The sequence below is a fragment of the Marinobacter caseinilyticus genome, assembly GCF_011074955.1.
GTDB lineage: Bacteria > Pseudomonadota > Gammaproteobacteria > Pseudomonadales > Oleiphilaceae > Marinobacter > Marinobacter caseinilyticus.
In genome coordinates this window covers 101,188-122,551 of sequence record NZ_WUQJ01000028.1, presented here as the reverse complement: position 1 = coordinate 122,551, position 21,364 = coordinate 101,188, and the positions used below count along the sequence as shown (strand labels likewise).

The window sequence follows — 21,364 nt, the reverse complement described above, 5'->3', positions numbered from 1 at the left end:
AACCCTGCCCAGGCAGGGTTTTTTCGTTGTAACAGAAGAGTAGGTTATAAGCGAGCCCAATGACTCAAAACCGATCTGAACAATTTCAAACCGACGCCAGTGCGGACGCGGAGCTGCAAGCTGTCATGGCTCAACTGGAAGGTTGCAACCAGCTTGAAGCCGCCCGCATACGACGGTTGGTTGGTCGTAATCGTAGCCGTTTGTCTCCCAAGGAAATGGCGAAGATCGCTCAGTGGCTTGATCGAGGACTTACCCGCGTTCAATTACGTCAGGCAGGCCATCGGCCGGCGACGTTTCCTGCCGAATTACCGGTTTCCGATCGGGTGGAGGATATTCGCGAAGCGCTCGAACAGCACCAAGTGGTCATTGTGGCTGGTGAGACGGGATCGGGTAAAACAACCCAAATACCGAAACTATGCCTGAACGCCGGGCGCGGTATCCGTGGCCTGATAGGCCACACTCAGCCTCGACGAATCGCGGCCCGCAGTGTTGCGGCGCGGATATCCGAAGAGCTCGGTGAACAGCCAGGCGACACCGTCGGTTTTCAGATCCGGTTCACCGATACCACCTCGGAACAATCCCGGGTCAAAATAATGACCGATGGTATTTTACTGTCGGAAATCCAGCACGATCGTTTTCTCGACCGATACGATACGCTGATCATTGACGAAGCCCATGAGCGCAGCTTGAATATTGATTTCCTGCTGGGATACCTGCGCCAGTTACTTCCGAAACGCCCGGATCTGAAAATCATCATCACGTCCGCCACCATTGAGGTCGACCGATTTAGCCGCTTTTTCAATGACGCCCCAGTGATTGAGGTTTCGGGCCGTACCTACCCTGTCGATGTGTGTTATCGGCCGTTGACGGGTGATGAGGAAGACAAAGACCAAGGCTGGTCTGACGGTGTTCTCGCGGCTCTGGAGGAAATTGAAGCGCAAGAACAATCCGCCAGACAGCCACCTGGCGATGTGCTGGTATTCCTTCCCGGTGAACGCGAGATCCGAAGTTTGAGCCGGAACCTGAGACACGCCGAGTTGCATCACACCGAAGTGGTGCCACTGTATTCCCGGTTGAGTAATAAAGAGCAAAACCGTGTATTCCAGTCTCACAGCGGTCGTCGTATTGTGCTGTCCACCAACGTCGCCGAGACCTCGTTGACCGTGCCCGGTATTCGGTATGTGATCGATACCGGGGTTGCCCGTATCAGTCGCTACAGTGTGCGCTCAAAAATTCAGCGCCTCCCCATTGAACCGATTTCCCAGGCCAGCGCCAATCAGCGCGCGGGTCGGTGTGGGCGTGTGGCCCCTGGCATCTGCTTTCGTTTGTATGACGAACTGGATTTCCTAAACCGACCCGAATTTACCGACCCGGAAATTCTCCGGACCAATCTGGCCTCAGTCATCCTGCAGATGGCGAGCTCCGGGCTTGGAGAAATCCGCCGATTCCCGTTTTTGGAAGCGCCAGACAACCGCCTGATCAATGACGGTTATAAACTGCTTGAAGAGTTGAGCGCCGTCGATGATAGGCGCGGGCTGACAACCCTTGGCCGGACCATGGCGCGGTTACCGCTTGATCCGCGCCTGGCGAGGATGTTGGTCACTGCGGCGGAGCAGGGCAGTTTGGCGGAGATGCTCATTATTATCGCCGGGCTGAGCGTTCAGGATCCCCGCGAGCGGCCACAGGAAAAACAGCAGGCCGCCGACCAGGCTCACTCTCTCTTCAATGACAAAGACTCTGACTTTGTGACACTGCTGAATATCTGGACATTCTATGAGGAGCAACGCCAGGCCCTTTCCCACAATCAGCTCAAACGAGTGTGCCAGAAGCATTTTCTGTCCCCCATGCGAATGCGGGAATGGCGGGATATCCATCGTCAGCTGACACTCATCTGTCGCGAACAGAAGCTGTCGTTCAACCCCGAGATCGCCGGTTACGAGCCTATTCACAAAGCGATCCTTGCGGGGTTGTTAGGGCAGGTGGCCACCAAGCTGGAGAAGCGCGAATACCTTGCCACACGTAACCGCAAGGTGTTGATATTTCCTGGCTCAAAAGTGGCGAAAACCAGCCCTAAGTGGATTGTGGCCGCCGAAGTGGTGGAAACCAGCCGCGTATTTGCGCGAATGGTGGCAAAAATTGAGCCTGAATGGGTGGAACCGTTAGCGGGCCATGTCGTAAAACGTCACTATTTTGAACCCCACTGGGAGCAGAAACGTGCCCAGGTAATGGGCTATGAGAAAGTCACGCTGTATGGCCTGGATATTATTCCAAAGCGACGAATTCCCTATGGCAAGATTGACCCTGCTGAATGCCGGTTGCTATTTATCCGGCGGGCACTGGTTGAAGGGGACTACGAGACCAAAGCGCCGTTTATCGCACACAACCAGTCGATGTTGGACTCGGTTGAAGACCTGGAGCGGAAGACCCGTCGGCGAGATTTGCTGGTCGATGAGCAGTCGCTGGTCGATTTCTATGATGCTCGCCTGCCGTCTGACATCGTCAGTGGCCGTCACTTTGAAAAGTGGTGGAGCACACTTGCACCAGAGGCGCTTAACGCCCTGGAATTGACGGAAGCGGACATTCTTCAGCGCCCGGTTGATCAAGACGCCGATACGCTGTTCCCGGACCACCTCGAATGGGAGGGCGTGAACTATCCGCTCAACTATGAATTTGAACCGACAGGTGATCAAGACGGCGTGACGATGCGGGTGCCGCTGATGGCCCTCAAGCAGTTGCCCGCTCAGCGTCTCGAGTGGTTGGTGCCAGGTTTGGTGCGGGAAAAGTGCATTGCCCTGGTGAAAAGTTTGCCCAAAAACCTGCGTCGTAATTTTGTTCCGGTCCCGGATTATGTCGATGCCGCACTCGATAACATTACACCCTCAAATGAACCCATAACACAGAAATTGGCGGACCAGTTACGTCGGATGACCGGCGTTCGGATTGAGCCGGAGGCCTGGCGGTTGGACAGCTTGCCCAGCCACTTACGGATGAATCTCTGTGTGGTTGATGATCAGGACAATGTGCTGGAGCAAAGTCGGGATGTACTGGCTTTGCAAGGCCGTCTGGATGCTCGCGCAGAGGCGGCGTTAAAGGAAGCAAAATCCGACATGGGCTCCGATACTGAGCGCGTTGCTGCCCGAGACTGGCAGTTCGGGCGCTTGCCCAGTTCAGTGCAAACTGAGAAAGCCGGGATGCAAGTGACGGTGTTTCCGGCATTGGAAGATCTGGGCGGCACCGTGCGCCAGACACGGTTTCTCGATGCGCTCACGGCCGAGGTTGCAACGCGCAAGGCCGTCGGCCGCCTGGTGCTTAACCGGCTGGGCAATACCCTGGATAACATGGCCAATCGTTTGCCACATTTTAAAGCGTCCGGTTTGATGTTTGCGCCTGTTGGAAAAGCCAGCGCGCTGTTGGATGATCTGATGCTGGCAACTGCCATGGCGCATTTTACCAACGCTACTTTGCCACGAACGGAACATGAATTTGATGCCGTATTTGAGGCGGGTCGCGGTGACTTTATACCGGCGCTTGAACGAGCGGATGATCAATTGAGCCGTGCCTTGACTGGTTACCATAAAGTCATGAAACAGTTGAAGGGGAAAATTAATCTCGCGCTGGCAAACAGCATGGCGGATCTGAAGTTTCAACTGGAGAATCTGGTGTACCCTGATTTTATCGTTGATACACCCTTTGACTGGTTCATGCATTTCCCCCGGTACTTTGAAGCTGCCGACGCCCGTCTGCAGAAAATGCCTCGCGAAATGGGGCGTGAGCGAGAATTCATTCACACCATCGAGCCGCTGTGGAGCCGGTACGCCAAAAAACGGGAGGTGCAGCAACGTCAGGGTGTCCGTGATGAAGAACTCATCACCTACCGGTGGATGCTGGAAGAATTCCGCGTATCCTTTTTTGCCCAGCAACTTGGTACAGCCGTCCCAGTCTCCGTTAAGCGACTTGAAAAACAATGGGAAAAGGTTCGCACTTAGTGCCGCAATCGTCGGCTGTTGGTAGACCTTCGTTGCGTCGGGCAGACGCCTTGTTCTGTGTTAGTATCAAGGCACTATCAAAACAGTTTCCAACATAATGTCGTGGGGTAATGCGTGATAAAAGCTGTCATTAGCGGAACCGGGTTGTACACTCCGCCAGCCACAATCGATAACGAGGAATTGGTTGAGGCCTTCAATGCGTACGTAGCGTTATATAACGAACGTCACGCCGACGAAATAGCCCGTGGCGAATGTGTCGCGCTTGAACCATCGGCATCCGCCTTTATAGAAAAGGCTTCTGGCATTAAGCGCCGCCATGTCATTGACCGCGAGGGGATTCTCGACCCGGAGCGGATGTGTCCCAGCATACCTGATCGCGGCAACGATCAACCGTCAGTGCAGTGCGATATGGCCGTCGTCGCTTGTAATGAAGCCCTGGCGCAGGCAGGCAGAACAGTCGCCGATGTTGATGCGGTCATTGTGGCTTGCTCCAACCTTCAGCGTGCCTATCCTGCGGTGTCCATTGAAGTGCAGGCTGCATTAGGCATCCAGGGTTTTGCCTACGACATGAACGTCGCGTGCAGCTCTGCCACTTTCGGGCTGCAAGCCGCAGTGAACGCAGTTGAAAACGGGACCGCCAAGGCGGTACTGGTGGTAAGTCCTGAAATATGTTCCGGTCACCTCAATTTTACGGATCGGGACAGCCACTTTATCTTTGGCGACGCCTGCACGGCCATCCTGGTTGAACGCGACTCGGATGTGGAGGCCAACCAAGGCTTTGATATCCTGGGCACCCGTCTGGTAACGCAATACTCCAACAATATCCGTAATAATTTTGGCTTTCTGAATCGCGGCGATGAGTCTGGCATCGGTAAACCCGACAAGCTGTTCATCCAGCAAGGTCGGAAGGTATTCAAAGAGGTGTCCCCGTTGGTTGCGGAAACGATTCAAGGTCACCTTTCGAGCCTCTCTTTGACGCCGGAGTCCCTACGGCGCATGTGGCTTCATCAGGCCAATCTGAACATGAACCAACTTATTGCGCGTCGAGTGCTCGGTCGTGATGCGACGGCGGAAGAGGCGCCGGTAATTCTTGACGAATATGCCAACACCAGTTCTGCCGGGTCGATTATTGCTTTTCACAAGCACAAGGACGATCTGGCTACGGGTGATCTGGGTGTGATCTGCTCGTTCGGAGCAGGGTACTCGATTGGCAGCGTTGTCGTTCGCCGGCGCTAGAGACAGGCTCGTTTGACCGCTCCTGCGTTCGACAGGAGCGGTTTTTGTGTTTCAACCCACCGCATAATTTGTGGCCTAAGCGCCTCCTCTAAACACTACTCTGCCGCCAATGACCTGAGCACATCGGGCAGCGTTGTTGATTTGTGTGTCTTCCGGTCGAACCAGACAATCTTGGCATAGCCCTCCGCGTACAAATCCCCGGATTCCGAATCTGTAATGGTGTGCCAGGTCTCCAGACTGGTATTTCCTGCCTTTCCAGCGTATGTTCTCACCTCAACAGTGGCAGGGTGGCTGAGCTCCTTCAGGAATGTCGCACTGGTCTTGATGACAATGGGCCCAGTCGGTGCGCCCTCCGCCCCTAGTTTGAGTGAGGACAGCCATGTAATGCGGGCCTCTTCAAAAAAACGAAAATACACCGTATTGTTAGCGTGCCCGAAGGCATCCATGTCGCCCCAGCGGAGCGGCATTTGTAGTGTGTGAACAAGGTTTCCTAACTCAGACATGACAACTCCTTCGGGTAGTTCAGGCAAAATAAAAATATAAGGGCCTGAAGAACACGGCTATTGTCGACGAATGAACCGTGAAGTCAAAAACTCAGGCCTGAACATGACCTTACCAAATGCCAAAGCGACCGGCGTAGGTGTCGCACTGTTTTTCATTCTTTTTATGCCCGGTTTCACCGTGGCTCAAGCGCCCGTTGCACAGCCAGATACTGGTGGCATCCCCGCGATCACTGCGGCGGACCCTTATGAGAACTGGAACCGGAAGGTGTTCGGTTTTAACGAAACCATCGACAACTGGTTCTTACGGCCCGTCGCCAAAGCCTATCGTTTCATCCTACCCTCGTTTGCCGATCGCGCAGTAACCAACTTTTTCCGTAACTTGGGTGAGTTGGGGAATTTTGCCAACAGCATTTTTCAGTTAAAAGGCGAGTCAGCCGTTGTGGCAGCCGGACGTTTTACCTACAACACCGTGTTTGGGCTCGGCGGTTTGTTTGATGTTGCGACCGCGTTCGACTTACCTGAGCGATCAGAAGACCTCGGCCAGACGCTTGGTTACTGGGGAATGACCAGTGGCCCCTACTTGATGATGCCGTTTCTGGGCCCATCTACGCCGCGAGATTTTACGGGCTTCGTCGTTGAGCAGGCGACCATTCCGGGCCTGGGACTGGTAGCGGACGAACCCGTTATCTATTACCTGTTTGGCCTCAAAATCGTTGATAAACGAGCAGATCTGATCCCTGCAGAGAGCTTTATCTCCGGCGATAGCTATACTTTTGTAAGAAATGCCTACCTGCAGCGCCGCGAATTTTTGGTCAATGATGGCCGTACGGAAACCGATCCGTTTGCCAATGACGACAATGATGAACTGATGTTGGATGATTTTTAAGATCACCACGGGTTTTGTTGAATGCGCCGTCTGCACGGGCGAATGTTAAGGGCCTCAGCCGTGCGAGCGTGTGAGATTGCTGGAAGGAGCTGATTGGAGCATCAATCATGGTAAACAGCCGGATACGCAAATTTCGGAAAATGCTGGCCGAAGCCCGGAATTATGAAGTCTGGAAGGCGGCGGCATTGGAGCTCGACTACCTGGAGGGTAATGTTGAGTGGAAAGAGGATTTTGCTTCCGATCTGTATCACTATGAACTGATCTACGACCGTCTTAGCCACCTGCGCCAATATCACCAGCAGAAAGATTATGAACGGTTAAAACGAGCACTGCGTGAAGGGCTGCACCACGATCTTGGTAATATGGGGAATCTGGCGCTCTATACCCATTCCCGGGTTGGCACCAAACACCTGATTGAAGAATACATAACCGAAGTTTGCGAATCTCTGGATTTTCTCGCGGACCAGCCCGTTCCGGGGTTTTCTGACGAAGAAAAAATTGTCTTTTTCCGTGACACCCTGACCAGCTACGGGCGACCTGCGCTGCTTCTCAGTGGTGGGGCTACTTTGGGCATGTTCCACTTGGGGGTTACGAAGGCGCTTTGGGAGAGGGGTCTGTTGCCCCAAGTGATCGCAGGCTCCAGTGCGGGCGCCATTGTTGCCGGTATGCTGGGCGTGCACACGGACGAAGAAATCCCCGGCATGCTAAACCCGGACACGCATTACCTGACAGCCTGGAAACCCAAAGGCCTGTTCAGTGCGCTGCGGGGTGAAGGGCTGATGGACCAGGCGCAGCTCAAGGCCTGTTTACGCGCGAATATTGGTGAGTACACGTTTGAAGAAGCCTACGAGCGCACAGGCCGGTCCATTAATATCAGCGTCTCTCCGGTGCAAACCCATCAGAAGGCTCGATTGCTCTGTGGCTACACCTCGCCGTATCAACTGGTCTGGAGTGGTGCACTGGCAAGCGCTGCCGTTCCGGGTATCTTCCCTCCGGTCACCCTGATGAAAAAAGACATGAACGGCAATGTGCTGCCCTATATGACCCGGGTGCAATTTGTCGATGGCTCAGTGGTCAGTGATTTGCCGATCGAGCGCCTGATGCACCTTTACGATGTGAATTTCACGATTGTAAGCCAAGCCAACCCCCATGTAGTGCCGTTTCTAAACCGCCGTGGGGAGGACGAAAAGGTGGGCCTCGCGGGACTTCCGTTTCACCTGCTCAAGTCGGAAGTGCAGTTTCATGGCCGTGGGCTGTTTGATTACCTCAGAAAACGGGTGCGCCCCGAACTCCTGAGGCAGGCTGCCGGCCAGATGTACAGCATCATGGCCCAGAGGTATTCCGGAGATGTTACGATTGCCCCCCACTATGAGCTGGGCCACTACCGCCGCATGCTGTCCAATCCCGATCCGGAGTTCGTACGGCAACTGATATTGGAAGGCGAACGCGCCACATGGCCGAAAATCTCAATGATCCGTGCCCATGGTAAGATCTCAAAAACTCTGGAGCGCTGTGTTGCCCGGTTGCGTGCCCGGAGGCGCCAGAATCATGGCGATCTCAGGCTGGTTTCGTCCAGTGAATGAAGGCTGAGTGTGCAGGCCTCCATTCTTGATCGGATAGTGACAGTGGCAAGACCGCAACGGTATGATTGGTAACCTCTGTGCGCACCAAACTGGACATTCATGTACTACGATTTTTTTGGTTTTCGGGAGCCTCCGTTCTCCATTGCACCTGACCCCCGCTACCTTTACCTGAGCGAGCGCCACAAAGAGGCGCTTGCACACCTTATGTACGGTGTTGACGGACAAGGCGGCTTTATCATTATCACCGGCGAGGTCGGGACGGGTAAAACCACTATCAGCCGCTGCTTTATTGAAAACGTGCCGAGCCACGTTGATATTGCGCTGATTCTAAACCCCAAATTGTCCGCGCGTGAGTTGCTATCAAGCATTTGCGACGAGCTGGGTATTCAACATCCGGCCGGCGCCAGCATCAAACGGATGATTGACCTGATCAACACGAACCTGCTGGATGCGCACGCGGCGGGTCGACACAAGGTCTTGATGATCGATGAGGCACAGAACCTGTCGGCCGAGGTGCTCGAACAACTGCGATTGCTGACCAATCTCGAAACCGCCGAGAAGAAACTGTTGCAGATTGTATTACTTGGGCAGCCGGAACTGCAGGACATCTTGGCCCAGAACCAGCTTCGCCAACTCTCTCAGCGCGTAACTGCGCGCTATCATCTCCATGCGCTGGAACGCAGTGAACTACCTGCGTATTTGCGTTATCGCCTGAGTGTTGCCGGTCAGCGCTCCGATCTATTCACCGCGGGGGCCGTCAAAGCCCTCTACCGCCGAAGTGGTGGTGTGCCGCGTTTGATTAACCTGATCAGTGACAGGGCGCTGTTAGGAGCCTATTCGCAAGGCGAGCAGAGTGTGGATGCACACCATGTGAAGTCGGCGGCCAAAGAGGTTCTCGGACCTGGTATGAATCCGAGGGGCTTGCGAGAGACCAAAACACGATTAGGGGTCATGACGTTGTTGGCGACTGTGACGGCCTGCCTGGTGGTGCTGGCTGCCTTGTTCGGAAACGATGTCATCAGCACTGGCGATGAATTCTTTTTTAAGGCTGGCACTGGCCCCGTTGAGCAAAGCGTGGCTGCAGAGGCCGTTAACAGTGAAGAGGCACCGGAGGAAACACCGGACATTTCGACGGACGCTACGCCTGAACCCGAAACATCAGAGCTTGCAAACGGCATCGAGGAAAACGACCTGTCCTTTGACCTGGCGACCGACAGTGTTCCGCTTGCCGATGCGTTTCAGTCGCTGTTCGGGGTTTGGGGCATTAACTACCAGCCGAGGTTGAACCCAATTGCTTGTGAGTTTGCCGAAACCGAGAGTTTGAGCTGTCTGTATAAAACGGGCAACTGGCGTAGCATGATGCTGCTCAATCATCCTGTCATTCTCAGTTTGGTGGGTGGTGACGGCGAAAAAACCTATGTAACGCTGATTACGCTGGCTGGAGATGTTGCGACCATTGCGTCCAGGAACGGTCCGAGAGAAGTGGCCATAGAGCAGTTAGAGCAACACTGGTTGGGTGAATATACCCTGCTTTGGCGGATGCCGCCGTACATGACGCAAGCATCGGAAATTGAAGGTGTCATGGGGAAACAGCTGTGGCTCAGTTCGCAGCTCATGCAGGTTATCCGACCTTTGAGTTCCGGTTGGCAAGAGCAGGAACGCGTTGAAGCCATGACTCTGGATGATCAGGTCCGTTGGTATCAGCAACACAAGGGTCTTAAGCCTGACGGTATTGCCGGTGCGATGACGTTGATTCAGATCAGTAATGACCTCAACCCGGGGCGCCCCAGGCTTATCCCTAACGGAGGCGAAGGCTAGTATGTCCTATATTCTGGATGCACTTCGTAAATCCGAAAGCGAACGTCAGCAAGGTCGCATTCCGGACCTTGGTCAGCAAGTTCAAATGATTCATCAGCCCAAGAAAAAAAGCACTCCAGTGTCGGTTTGGCTGGGTTGTGGATTGATCCTGAATGCCATCATCCTTGCAGCTGTGTTCTGGCCCAGCATTGGGTTTATGTCTCAGGGTGCATCCCTGGCATCGGGGCAGGCATCTGAAGCCTCGCAAATCACCGAGGACACTGACTTCGACGGCGCCGAAGTCGTGGCCGTGCCCGTGCCCGCTGTCGAGTCAGAGAGACCTCCAGAGAAGACCACGATGGAACAGCCGGTAGACGCGCTTGGACAGGGTGTGGAGCCGCCAGATACGACCCAGGATCGTCCCACAATGATCGTGCCATCGTGGAGCACGTCCGATGGCAACAGAAAGGCGGCGACACCTCCGACTGTCCCGTACAATTCCAATGAGCGAGTGCCTCACCTGGTTGAGTTGCCCATGTCCTTTCAGCACCGAGTACCGACGCTTATCTTCAATAGTCACGTGTATGCTTCAGATCCATCGGCCCGGCGAGTCATGATTAATGACCAATACCTCCGTGCCGGGGACAGTTTCTCCGGCATTCGGGTTGACCGGATTACCGCCGATGGCGTGGAGCTAAGCCTTGATGGCCGCCGTTTCCGGGTCGGTGTCGTCCGGGACTGGATAAGCCCCCGCTGATGCCATTAGCGGAGCCAGTAAAACAGTCGATTCAGCAAGCGTACCGGGATGTCCTTGGTGGCAAGGGTATTCGAGCGCGATATGGCCAAAGGCTGATGATCGCGGAAATCGCCCGCTATATTGGTGGTATCACGGCCAACGATGGTCTGCGTACTTCGGCTCCCGCGGCCTGTGTGGTCGAGGCCGGTACCGGTACTGGTAAAACATTGGCCTATTTGATATCCGCCATTCCCGTGGCACAGGCACTGGGGAAAAAACTCGTCATTTCCACGGCTACTGTGGCGCTGCAGGACCAGATCGTTCACAAGGACTTGCCGGACCTGAAACGGCACAGCAATCTGGACTATACCTGGACCCTGGCTAAAGGACGTGGCCGGTATCTCTGCCTGTCCCGACTTGAAAGCCGCCTGCACGAAGAGGGCGTGGGCGACAGTGACAACATTCCGTTGTTCGTGCTTGACGAGCCGCGGGATGAGGCTCCCGGTACCCGGGAATTCTTTGAGGACATGCTGGCGCGCTACGGAGCCCGTGAATGGGATGGTGATCGAGATCACTGGCCCAGCCAGATTCCGGATGACACCTGGCGACAGGTCACCACTGACCACCGACAGTGCACCAACCGGCATTGCAGTTATTTCGACAGCTGTGCGTTTTTTGAGGCTCGCAAAGGCCTGGACGATGCCGATGTCATCGTTGCCAACCACGACCTGGTGTTGGCGGATTTGGCGTTAGGCGGCGGAGCCATTCTGCCGGAGCCGGAGAATGCCCTGTTTATTTTTGACGAAGCCCACCATTTGCCCGACAAGGCCCTGAATCACTTCGCCGCGTCAGTTCCGCTGAACGGCACCCGTCAATGGTTGAAGCAATTATCACAGGCGTTGGCGAAAATGCCGCCTTATCTGACACCGGGCACCCTGGCCGCCAAGACGATCGACAAAATAAGCAGCGCCGGGCGTGATTTGGATAACGTCATCGTTCAGGTGTATGACGAATCCGAGCGCAATACGGAGTGGGAGTTCAGCGATGAGCGCCGCACCGCTCAGTGGCGCTATCCAGAAGGGCAGTTACCGGAGGCGTTATCAGAGCTGGCTGCAGCGGCTCAGATCGCCACCGCGGCCTTATCACGCCAACTTGGCGTGCTGGTCGACGAATTGCAGAAAGCGTTTGATGAGAAGCGAGAAAATGATGTGGATCGCCCGACGGCGGAAGCCTGGTACCCTGTGTTGGGCGCCTTTCACAGTCGGTCCGAGGACCAGCTCCGGCTCTGGGTTGCCTGGACACAGAAACAACAGAATGCCGAGGAAGAGAGCGGAAAGAGCCAATACAAAGGGCCGCCACCGGCCCGGTGGGCCATACGACAGCGATGGGAGCATGCGGAGGACATTACCCTCTACAGCAGCCCGGTGTTGGCTGACAGTTTGCTGTATACGCGCCTTTGGTCCCGTGTCTACGGTGCCATTCTGACCAGTGCTACTTTGACGGCGCTGGGTCGATTTGATCGGCTGCAGGCCAGGGCAGGCTTGCCCAAGGAGAGCCGTTTCCTGGTGGTGCCAAGTTCGTTCCGATATGGCGAGATGGCCACGGTCGAGGTGCCTATGATGAAGGCGCTACCGACCGAAGTAGACGCATTCACCGATGCTCTGGTCGAGCAGCTTCCGAAGCTGTGGGCCGGGGAGAAGGCCACACTGGTTTTGTTCACATCGCGTAAACAGATGAACGCGGTACGGGACCGATTGAGTCCCGAATACCCTGATCTGATTACTACCCAGGACGATATGGCAAAAGGCGAAGTGTTGCGCCGCCATTGTGAACGGATAGATTCGGGGCGCCCCAGCGTCCTGTTCGGCGTCGCCAGCTTTGCCGAGGGCATTGATTTGCCCGGGACCTATCTGAGCCATGTGGTCATAACCCGATTGCCCTTTTCAGTACCCGATGATCCGATTGAAGCCAGTCTCGCCGAGTGGGTAACGCGGCGTGGTGGCAATCCGTTCATGGAAATAACGGTCCCTGACGCCTCCATTAAGCTTGTCCAGGCGGTGGGTAGGCTGCTCAGAACGGAATCCGATACCGGCCGAGTGACCATTCTTGATCGTCGCATCGTTAATCGTCGTTATGGGCAATTGCTTTTGGATGCGCTACCACCGTTTCGGCGACTGATCGAACACTGATTGGGATGGGTCTTCCGCGGTATCGGTGAACGGCGATCGAGGTAGCACGCACCGAAAGTCGGTAAAACCCATGGTGGGCAGAAAAGGTCATCGCACTTTACCGGGAATCACGGCCGCGTCCAGCCGGAGCGCCTGTCTCTGCAGGAATTGTTTTTGTAGCCGGTGCTTCAACTTCGGAGGGCCCGCCAGGGTCCTGAGCGTTCATCTGGCAGGCCGCGGGCCTGCTCCAAAGCTGAAGCGTCGGCTACATAGGCACGCAGCCGTCTTCGGTGACAGCTGGCAGAGACCGTGGGTTGATGCCCTTTCGCGTTAAACAAAAAAAAGTGCCAGCCCAAATGGGTGGCACTTTAGGAAGACAGGGCCCTGGTTTTCCTGGAGCCCTTGCGCGACAGAGCGCAGAAGCGGAGATTTGAAGGCCTGAAGTTTCAAATTCCTGATGAGGTTTCCCTCACCGTTGAAGTAATCATAGAGGAGTAGGGGGCGTATCCGGATCGTCCAAAGGGCGTAGTGGACGATATAAATGGGCCTATAGTGTGATCTGGTTCACATAAACCGTACGTTTTACAGCAGCCCCAACTGTCGAGCTCTTGCCAGCGCTTCGGTTCGGCTGCCGACATCCAGTTTGCCATACAGGTTGCGGATGTGTGCTTTGACCGTGGTTGCCGCCACCTTCATGTGAAGTGCGATATCCTTATTGGCCAGACCTTCGTGAATCAGCGACAAAACCTCCTGTTCTCGTGCGCTAAGCGGTTCAATTAACGCATTGTGGGATGAGGTGTCCTGATTGTTCGGCTGAGGCGCCTGCTGTGAGAGCATGGACTTCAGTTGGTTGAACCAGGCTTCAGGAATGTCACTGCCGGGCAGGCGCATGATCATGCTTTTTACACCAGCGCTTTCTTCGGCAAACATTCTCATGAAACCCGCACTGGCAGCACGTCTAAGCCCTTGGGCAAGCATGGCATCGGCATCGGCGACATAGCCTTCGGCATTCAGCGCTTCTGCATAGGTCACAAGCACTTCAATCAAATGGCGGTCGTGCTGACTGTGCTCAGTACTCAGCCGCAGCGGTGCAAGCAGGCCAATCGCTTTTTTAGGCTCACCGACGGCGATCAGTACGCGAGCGGCACTGATGTCACTCTGTTCTCGATTCAACGGGTTTTTAGGTTGAGCCAACTCTCGAACCGCAAGCCATTCCATTGCCCGTTCGGTCGTCCCCAGGGCGAGAAAGCAGCGGGCTTTGAGCGCTGCACAGCTGGGCGGTTCGAACACAATGTGTTTTCGCCGGCGCTCGGCTACCAGCTCCGCATCTTCCAGGGCCGCCAGGGCATCCTGGTAGTGACCCTGGCTAAAGGCCAGGTGCGCTCGCACGTATTGAATGATGACGTGTTGTCCAGGCTCGGTGCCGTTTTCAACATGACTGAGCAATGGCGCCAGATAGGATGCGGCAAGCTCGGGTTCATTACGTTCCCGGTATATCTCCACCAGCGCGCTGTTTTGCCAGCAGGATATTAGCCTGGGTTGTTTGGGGTCGTTGTAATAACGGTCAACCCAATCGCGCACAGACGTGCAAGTGGTCAATGCCAGCTCAATGTCGCCACGGTTAAACTGAATCCACGCCAGTAAGCCACCACTGGATAGTACGGTAGAGGGTTTGCGTTCGAGCTCCCCGTAATCAACGGCCGATTTAAGGGCTTCTTCCGCCGATGCGAGTTCGCCTTTCCCAAAGTAGTCGAGGCCAACACCGTAATAAGTAACCGATTTCAATGGTATTTTCGTGTGGTCGATATCACGAAGCACTTGTTGAGTGAGGTCGCTGGCACTTTGATCGTCACTTCTGGATCGGGCCAGGTAGGATCGCATCAGGGACAGTTCGCTCTGTAATCCCAGCGCGCCTTCCGCATCCGGATGTGAGTCAGCGACTCGATGGTCAAGCATATCCTCCAGTGGGTTGAGCAGTGGCTCAATCCGGTCAACTCTGTTCGCAAAAAACAGCGCCCATATGTGCAGCATCATCAGTCTTGGGCTGTCCTGAACCACGTCTGCCGGCAGTACCTGCAGCCAGTCCAGAACCGGCAAATGAAACCCGCCGTGGATCAGGTTGTTACCATGCTGCTCAAGCACTTTGGCAAGCCAGGGCCAGTCTTTGCGCTGGACGATTTGGCTGATGCCTTCCTGAATGTGGTCGTGTTCCAACAGCCATTGAATAGCAAGTGACTGCCGGTCTGCCAGTTTTTTGGATTCGGTTTGCCGGACGCGCTGAAGCAGCGCTTCACGAAACAGGTCGTGATACCGAAACCATTCTCCTTGGGTGTCCAAAGGAATAAGAAACAGGTTCTGACGAGTCAGCAGTTCCAGCAATTCCTGGCTGTCTTCGCGATCCCTCACGTGGTTACACAAGGAGGCACAGAGGCGTGGGCAGCCAGCGGTATCGAGTAGAAAACGATGGACATCCTGAGTCTGCTGTTCGAGTACTTCGGAGAGCACGTATTCGCTGATCTGACGGCTGTCGACATGGATAGGGGGGCTGTTTTGGCCAGTGGCAGCTGCGAGCTCTTTTCCAGACAATGCCGCCAGTTGCATGGCGGCCACCCATCCTTCTGTCCGCTGCCATACCTGTCGGGCGTCCTCGGCAGACAGGGTAAGTGACATATAATCTTCAAAAAACCTTCGGCATTCATCTTCCGAGAACGCCAGCATTTGCGGGTGAATCTCATCGACCCACTGTCTTACTCGCCAACGGGCGATCGGCAAGTCCGGCTCAATACGTGATGCCAACACAAGTGTTATTGAAGGTGGTAAGTAGTCGACAAAAAAGCTGAGCTGACGGTGTATGCGGGTATCACCGATCAGGTGATAATCGTCAAGCACCAGTATCCGATGATTTTCAGGGGCCGCTGCCAACGCATTGAGTAGTGCTGTTATGGCGCCTTCCAGCTCCGGGATCGAGCAACTACTGAGCAATTGCCGGCAATCATCCAGTGCCTCAAGGCCGCTATGGGCAAAGGCACCCGTTACATACTGCCAAAAACGCCGAGGGTCGTCATCGTTCTCATCGAGGGATAACCAGGAGACAGGTTGGTCGGATTGACCGCACCACTGGTTCACCAACGTCGTCTTGCCAAACCCCGCAGGTGCAACAACCAGGTTGAGCCTCTTGTTGGCTCTGGGCGCAAGCCATTGCTGGAGCCGGTCTCTCTGGACTGCCCGTGCATCTGGCGCTGGTGGCAAAAACTTCGTCGTAAGAAGCATCTTATCCGTGGCTATTTTTTGTGGCTAGTCCGTGGCAATTACGTGACCATTACAAAGTATCGGGAGTAAAAACACGCGCTCACAGTCCTTTAGCGACAGGTTTGAACCGTCTGAGTACGGGATTGTGTGCTTTGTCACTGTGAAGTCAAGCGCCGCACTGACATTAAACAGCGGCAACACACTATAACGTCAGTTTTGGTCTACACTGCATCATTAAGCACTATCTATTCTTTAAAAGTATGCTTGATGATATTTTTATACGAATACTGAACCAATATGTCAGTCCTAGACTTGGGAGCGAGAGGGTCGATGAAATTACAGCAACTGCGCTATATCTGGGAAGTTGCGCATCATGATCTCAATGTCTCAGCCACAGCCCAAAGCCTGTTTACCTCGCAACCCGGTATTTCCAAGCAAATACGCTTATTGGAAGACGAACTGGGAATAGAAGTGTTTGCTCGCAGTGGCAAGCATCTCACCCGGATTACCCCGGGTGGGGAGACCATCATTCGTGAAGCGGGAGAGATCCTCAGGCGGGTGGAGGGGATCAAGAAAATTGCTCAAGAATTCAGCAACCAGCGTAAAGGCGATCTCAGCATTGCCACGACCCATACGCAAGCCCGATACGCATTGCCACCGGTTATCCAGGGGTTCATCGAATCCTATCCTGATGTTTCTTTGCACATGCATCAGGGCACACCCATGCAAATCTCAGAAATGGCAGCCAACGGTGCGGTGGATTTTGCCATTGCAACCGAAGCCATGGAGTTGTTCAGCGATCTGATTATGATGCCTTGCTATCGCTGGAACCGCACCGTTATCGTCCCTAAAAACCATCCGCTGGCGTCGGTCGGTGAACTCACGTTACCGATACTTGCCGAATACCCGATTGTTACTTATGTATTCGGGTTTACAGGGCGGTCAAAGCTCGATGAGGCTTTTCAGTCGGTGGGTTTGACGCCCAAAGTTGTGTTCACAGCAGCGGATGCGGACGTCATCAAAACGTATGTCCGGTTGGGGCTAGGGGTGGGCATTATTGCCAGTATGGCCTTTGATCCACAGGCTGATTCCGATCTGGTGGCACTGGACGCCCGCAAACTGTTTCGCCCCAGTGTCACCCGGATAGGCTTTCGAAAGGGTACGTTCCTTCGTGGTTACATGTATGACTTCATTCAAAAATTTGCCCCACACCTAACCAAAGAACGGGTGGATAATGCGGTCACCCACCAGGGCAGTCGGGCAGAAATCGAGGCCTTGTTTAACGACATTGAACTGCCGACGTATTAAGCGGCGATGTCCCAGCACACCACCGCTGACTCGCTCAGTCGTGGGCAATGACATTACCGGCGTGCAGGCCACATTCTTTTTTGGTGGCCTCTTCCCACCACCAGCGCCCTTCACGTTCGTGCTGTCCCGGTAGGATTGGACGTGTGCAGGGCTGGCAACCAATGCTGACAAAACCCTTCTCATGCAGGCTGTTAAAGGGTGCCTCCGTCATACGGATATAATCCCAGACTTCTTTCGATGACCAGTTCGCCAGGGGGTTAAATTTGACCAGAGTCCTGGTGTCAGTTGAAAACGCCTGGTCGCGCTGAACGACCGGCACGTCGTTTCGCGTGTCGGGGCTCTGGTCATGACGCTGGCCGGTGATCCAGGCATCCACGGTTGCCAGCTTGCGCCGTAACGGGTTTACCTTGCGGATACCGCAACACTCCGAATGCCCATCCTCATAAAAACTGAACAGGCCTTTCTTGGTCACCAAGGCTTCCACTTCGCCCGCATCCGGGAACAGGACTTCAATTTTGATACCGTAGTGCCGGGAAACTTTGTCGATGAACTCGTAGGTTTCGGGGTGGAGTCTGCCCGTGTCCAGCGTGAATACCTGGAGGTTGTCGGTCATTTTGTGGGCCAGTTCAATCAATGCAACATCCTCTGCACCGCTAAAAGAAATGGCTATGTTGTCATATCGCGCCAGTGCCGCTTTAATGATGGCGCGGGGCGACTGGTCGGCAAGGTCGCGGTTCAGTTGGTCGATATCGGTCATAAGTGCCCTTGAATCCGAGAAATTTTGTAACAAATCTACCACCGTCTGTGGTCAGGCTGAAGGAATCTGGGCATCTATCGTTATACCCATACGAATCAGCGATGCAATTGTTGGCCGTTTTTCTTATCATAGCCGCACCCGAACCGCCGTCACTCAACGACGATTCACCGACAACCTAACCATCAGGAGACGATTGTGGAACTTGCCTGCCTTGACCTTGAAGGGGTATTGATCCCGGAGATCTGGATCGCATTCGCAGAAAAAACCGGTATTGAGGAACTCAAGGCCACGACGCGGGATATTCCTGATTACGATGTTTTGATGAAACAGCGCCTGAGACTGCTGGATGAACACGGCTATGGTTTACCTGCCATTCAGGAAGTGATCGGAGAACTGGATCCACTGGAAGGCGCCGGGGAATTTCTGGACTGGTTGCGAGAACGGTTCCAGGTGGTGATTCTGTCCGACACCTTTTATGAGTTTGCCATGCCGTTGATGGCAAAGCTCGGCTTCCCCGCATTGCTGTGTCATAAACTTGAAGTCAATGCAGACGGCCGGATTACGAATTACCTCCTGCGTCAGCGGGACCCGAAGCGCCAGTCTGTAAGGGCGTTTCAGTTGCTTAACTACCGTGTTATTGCAGCAGGTGACTCCTACAACGACACGACCATGCTCAAGCAGGCGGAAGCGGGCATCCTTTTCCACGCCCCCAAAAACGTCATTGACGAATTCCCGCAATTTCCAGCGGTTCACACGTTCGATGAGCTTAAGCAGCAGTTCCTGGCAGCAAGCCAGATTCACAACGGATAAGAAGCGTCACAGGTTTTCGAGAAAGTCCATGAGGGGGCGCACCTTGGTGAGCGTCTCTTCGTATTCTTCAGCGGGAGTCGAATCTGCGACGATCCCACCGCCACCCCAACACCAGATATCCTGATCTTTGCAAAGCAGTGTCCTGATAGCGATGCTGCTGTCCAGATTGCCATTCAATCCCCAATAGAACACCGAGCCGCAGTAGGGCCCTCGCCAGTGAGGCTCAAGCTCTCGAATGATCTCCATAGCCCGTATTTTGGGCGCACCGGTAATGGATCCGCCTGGAAACGCATCCAGGAAAGCCTTGAATGGCGACACATTGTCTTTCAGTTCACTCCGGATCCGGCTCACCAAGTGATGCACATTTTCATAGGATTCAAGACCAAACAACTGCTCTACGCGGACACTGCCTGGTTTGCTGTTGATGCTGAGGTCATTACGAAGCAGATCGACAATCATGAGGTTCTCGGCCCGGTCCTTCGACGAGGCTTTTAACTCTTCCGCCAAGGCGGCGTCGTGCAGGGCTGTGGTCCCTCGAGGTCGCGTTCCTTTAATGGGACTGGTTTGGATGCAACCGTCGTGAATCGCAAGAAATCGCTCTGGCGACATGGATATAACCGCCTGCCGGCCGGTTCGGATGAAGGCGCTGTAGGGCGTCGGGTGTGCTGTCCTGAGGGACGTGAATGCGAACCAAGGCTCACCGGTAAACCGACCATGGAATTGCTGCGATATATTCGCCTGGTAGCAGTCTCCGGCCTGGATGTAATCTTTTACAATCAATAACCGGCTAAGAAATTCGGCACGGCTTTGTGTCGGTTGAAAAGGGGTGGTGACTGACCAGTCCGTGATTTCACTTAAGGGTGCTTTGTCCAGCCATTCCTGAATTTGATTGCGGGTGGCATCAGGACACTCGGGATGGATAAACAATGTGTATGTATCGGAATCACGATCGTGACAGGCTGCCCACAAATATAAGCCGGCCTGAAACAGAGGGCAGGCCATCTCCGGGCACCGTTGTAACAGTCGCGTTTCCTTGAGATAGCCGTACTCATAACTGATGTAGCCGATCCAGCCACCATTGAACGGCAGTTGTTCCGATGTGGTGTCGCTACAGTAATGGCTGGCGCGGGTCTGCAGTACGTTTGTCAATTGGTCCGACAACGCCCCACCAAGAGCCATGGCATACGCATCCTCGCGCGAAAGGTCGTAGTGGCTTACCGCGCAGGCTGAGAACAGTTCATGATGGCCGCGGTTGTCACCGGACCCTTCGCTGCCAAGGCAGGCAAAATCAATCGCCAGACTGGCATGGGATCGCAACCGGACAAAGTCCGGTGCGCTCAACATAACGGTGCACTCGTCGTTCAAGCCAACCTCTCTGATCAATCGAAACACTCTAATAAATCAAAATACTCTAATAATTCAGAATAATGCCAAGCAGTGCACATAAATACGATTGCAGGCTTTGTCAGCTCACTGATTAAATACCGACCGCATATCTTACGTTCTGCGGTCAGCCACTATCTTACCGAAAGTGCAGGCTGAGGGCGTGCCAATTTTACCAACAATAACAGCGAGATTTGCCATGGCTCGAATAACAGGTTTCTTGAAGTTGGGCATTGTGATGTGTCTGTTAGGCGTGATTCCAGTGGCCAGCGCCCAGAGTGAGGTGACGAGCGCAGAAGAGGTTCAGGTGCCGGAGGGCAATGTATTGTCTGACGGTAAGCTGTCTCCGGAAGAGCTGGAGACCTACGCATTGATCGCCCGCAAGCAATTGATAGAGCTGACTGAAACTGCGGCAGAGGAAGTGGGTGATGAGTTATCGGCCAGCGGTGTGGTGGTGCCCGCGGCGTGGATGCTGTTGAACGATGGGACGATCAAGCGCGTACGCCTGGGATCTGACGGTGAGAAAGCCGCATCCACCATTCAGATTTTGATGTATCGGGCGGCGATGAAATCCCTCGCACGGCACGGAAAGATATCGGGGACAGCCATCGTGTACGCAGGATCAGCCGAAGGGGGCTCGGAGACCAAATTGCTGGTGATTGAGCATGAGCATCGTCTGGGGGTTTCAGGATTGAAGTTGATTCCCTTCCGGTTCAGTGAAGGCGCCGTTACCTACGGTGCCCCCCAAAGCCAGCCCAAGCCGTTTGAGCTGTTTTACGACCAGAGAAGCGATCAACTGGAAACCGCCAAACAGTAAGTTCTGCAGACCGAAAATGAGAACTCGTTAGTGTTTGTTGGATGTTTGTAAAGCTGGGTAACGAAGTGTGACTGCAATCACGGAAGCGGACTGTAAAACAATCTTAAATGGCCAGGTGGGAGCACAAACCCACGAAAAACATAAC

The 21,364-nt window shown here is 54.4% G+C and carries 14 protein-coding genes; 10 read left to right on the top strand and 4 right to left on the bottom strand.

The window, feature by feature from the left end:
- The first annotated feature begins 59 nt into the window (after positions 1-59).
- Positions 60-3,986 (top strand): ATP-dependent RNA helicase HrpA, encoded by a 3,927-nt coding sequence (hrpA, locus tag GRX64_RS14225; protein ID WP_166268385.1) that lies wholly within the window; start codon positions 60-62, stop codon positions 3,984-3,986.
- A 114-nt stretch (positions 3,987-4,100) separates the two neighbouring features.
- Positions 4,101-5,222: a beta-ketoacyl-ACP synthase III gene (locus GRX64_RS14220; RefSeq protein ID WP_166268383.1), complete on the top strand. Its 1,122-nt coding sequence runs from the start codon at positions 4,101-4,103 to the stop codon at positions 5,220-5,222.
- 95 nt (positions 5,223-5,317) lie between these two features.
- Here GRX64_RS14220 and GRX64_RS14215 read toward each other — a convergent pair whose 3' ends face one another.
- Positions 5,318-5,725 carry an acyl-CoA thioesterase gene (locus GRX64_RS14215; RefSeq protein ID WP_166268381.1) on the bottom strand — a complete coding sequence of 136 codons (408 nt, stop codon included), beginning with the start codon at positions 5,723-5,725 and terminating at the stop codon, positions 5,318-5,320.
- Between the two features lie 103 nt (positions 5,726-5,828).
- Here GRX64_RS14215 and GRX64_RS14210 point away from each other — a divergent pair, with 103 nt between their 5' ends.
- The 5 genes from GRX64_RS14210 to dinG all read left to right on the top strand — a co-directional run bounded on the left by GRX64_RS14210 (position 5,829) and on the right by dinG (position 12,916).
- Entirely contained in the window at positions 5,829-6,611 is a 783-nt protein-coding gene (locus GRX64_RS14210; RefSeq protein ID WP_166268379.1) for an MlaA family lipoprotein, read from the top strand.
- A gap of 107 nt (positions 6,612-6,718) precedes the next feature.
- Positions 6,719-8,194, top strand: coding sequence for a DUF3336 domain-containing protein (locus tag GRX64_RS14205; protein ID WP_235937689.1), 1,476 nt, complete (start codon positions 6,719-6,721; stop codon positions 8,192-8,194).
- Positions 8,195-8,293: 99 nt separating this feature from the next.
- Positions 8,294-10,012, top strand: coding sequence for an ExeA family protein (locus tag GRX64_RS14200; protein WP_166268377.1), 1,719 nt, complete (start codon positions 8,294-8,296; stop codon positions 10,010-10,012).
- Position 10,013: 1 nt separating this feature from the next.
- On the top strand, positions 10,014-10,748 hold the full coding sequence (locus tag GRX64_RS14195; protein WP_166268375.1) for a general secretion pathway protein GspB: 735 nt from the start codon (positions 10,014-10,016) through the stop codon (positions 10,746-10,748).
- On the top strand, positions 10,748-12,916 hold the full coding sequence (gene dinG / locus GRX64_RS14190; RefSeq protein WP_166268373.1) for an ATP-dependent DNA helicase DinG: 2,169 nt from the start codon (positions 10,748-10,750) through the stop codon (positions 12,914-12,916). The genes GRX64_RS14195 and dinG overlap by 1 nt, the downstream gene beginning before the upstream one ends.
- A gap of 561 nt (positions 12,917-13,477) precedes the next feature.
- Here the strand turns inward: dinG and GRX64_RS14185 are convergent.
- A complete protein-coding gene (locus GRX64_RS14185) occupies positions 13,478-16,165 on the bottom strand; it encodes a winged helix-turn-helix domain-containing protein (RefSeq protein WP_166268371.1) in 2,688 nt (895 codons plus the stop codon).
- A gap of 309 nt (positions 16,166-16,474) precedes the next feature.
- Here GRX64_RS14185 and cysB point away from each other — a divergent pair, with 309 nt between their 5' ends.
- On the top strand, positions 16,475-17,452 hold the full coding sequence (gene cysB, locus GRX64_RS14180; protein ID WP_166268369.1) for an HTH-type transcriptional regulator CysB: 978 nt from the start codon (positions 16,475-16,477) through the stop codon (positions 17,450-17,452).
- A 34-nt stretch (positions 17,453-17,486) separates the two neighbouring features.
- On the opposite strand, the gene GRX64_RS14175 is transcribed toward cysB, so the two are convergent.
- Positions 17,487-18,209, bottom strand: a complete 723-nt coding sequence (locus GRX64_RS14175) for a phosphoadenylyl-sulfate reductase (protein ID WP_166268367.1) — start codon at positions 18,207-18,209, stop codon at positions 17,487-17,489.
- 195 nt (positions 18,210-18,404) lie between these two features.
- Here GRX64_RS14175 and thrH point away from each other — a divergent pair, with 195 nt between their 5' ends.
- Positions 18,405-19,019, top strand: coding sequence for a bifunctional phosphoserine phosphatase/homoserine phosphotransferase ThrH (thrH, locus tag GRX64_RS14170; protein ID WP_166268365.1), 615 nt, complete (start codon positions 18,405-18,407; stop codon positions 19,017-19,019).
- Between the two features lie 6 nt (positions 19,020-19,025).
- On the opposite strand, the gene pabB is transcribed toward thrH, so the two are convergent.
- Complete coding sequence (pabB, locus tag GRX64_RS14165; protein WP_235937688.1) at positions 19,026-20,402, bottom strand: aminodeoxychorismate synthase component I; 1,377 nt, start codon at positions 20,400-20,402, stop codon at positions 19,026-19,028.
- Between the two features lie 199 nt (positions 20,403-20,601).
- On the opposite strand from pabB, the gene GRX64_RS14160 reads away from it, so the two are divergent.
- Positions 20,602-21,219, top strand: a complete 618-nt coding sequence (locus GRX64_RS14160; protein WP_166268363.1) for a hypothetical protein — start codon at positions 20,602-20,604, stop codon at positions 21,217-21,219.
- The last annotated feature ends 145 nt before the right edge of the window (positions 21,220-21,364 follow it).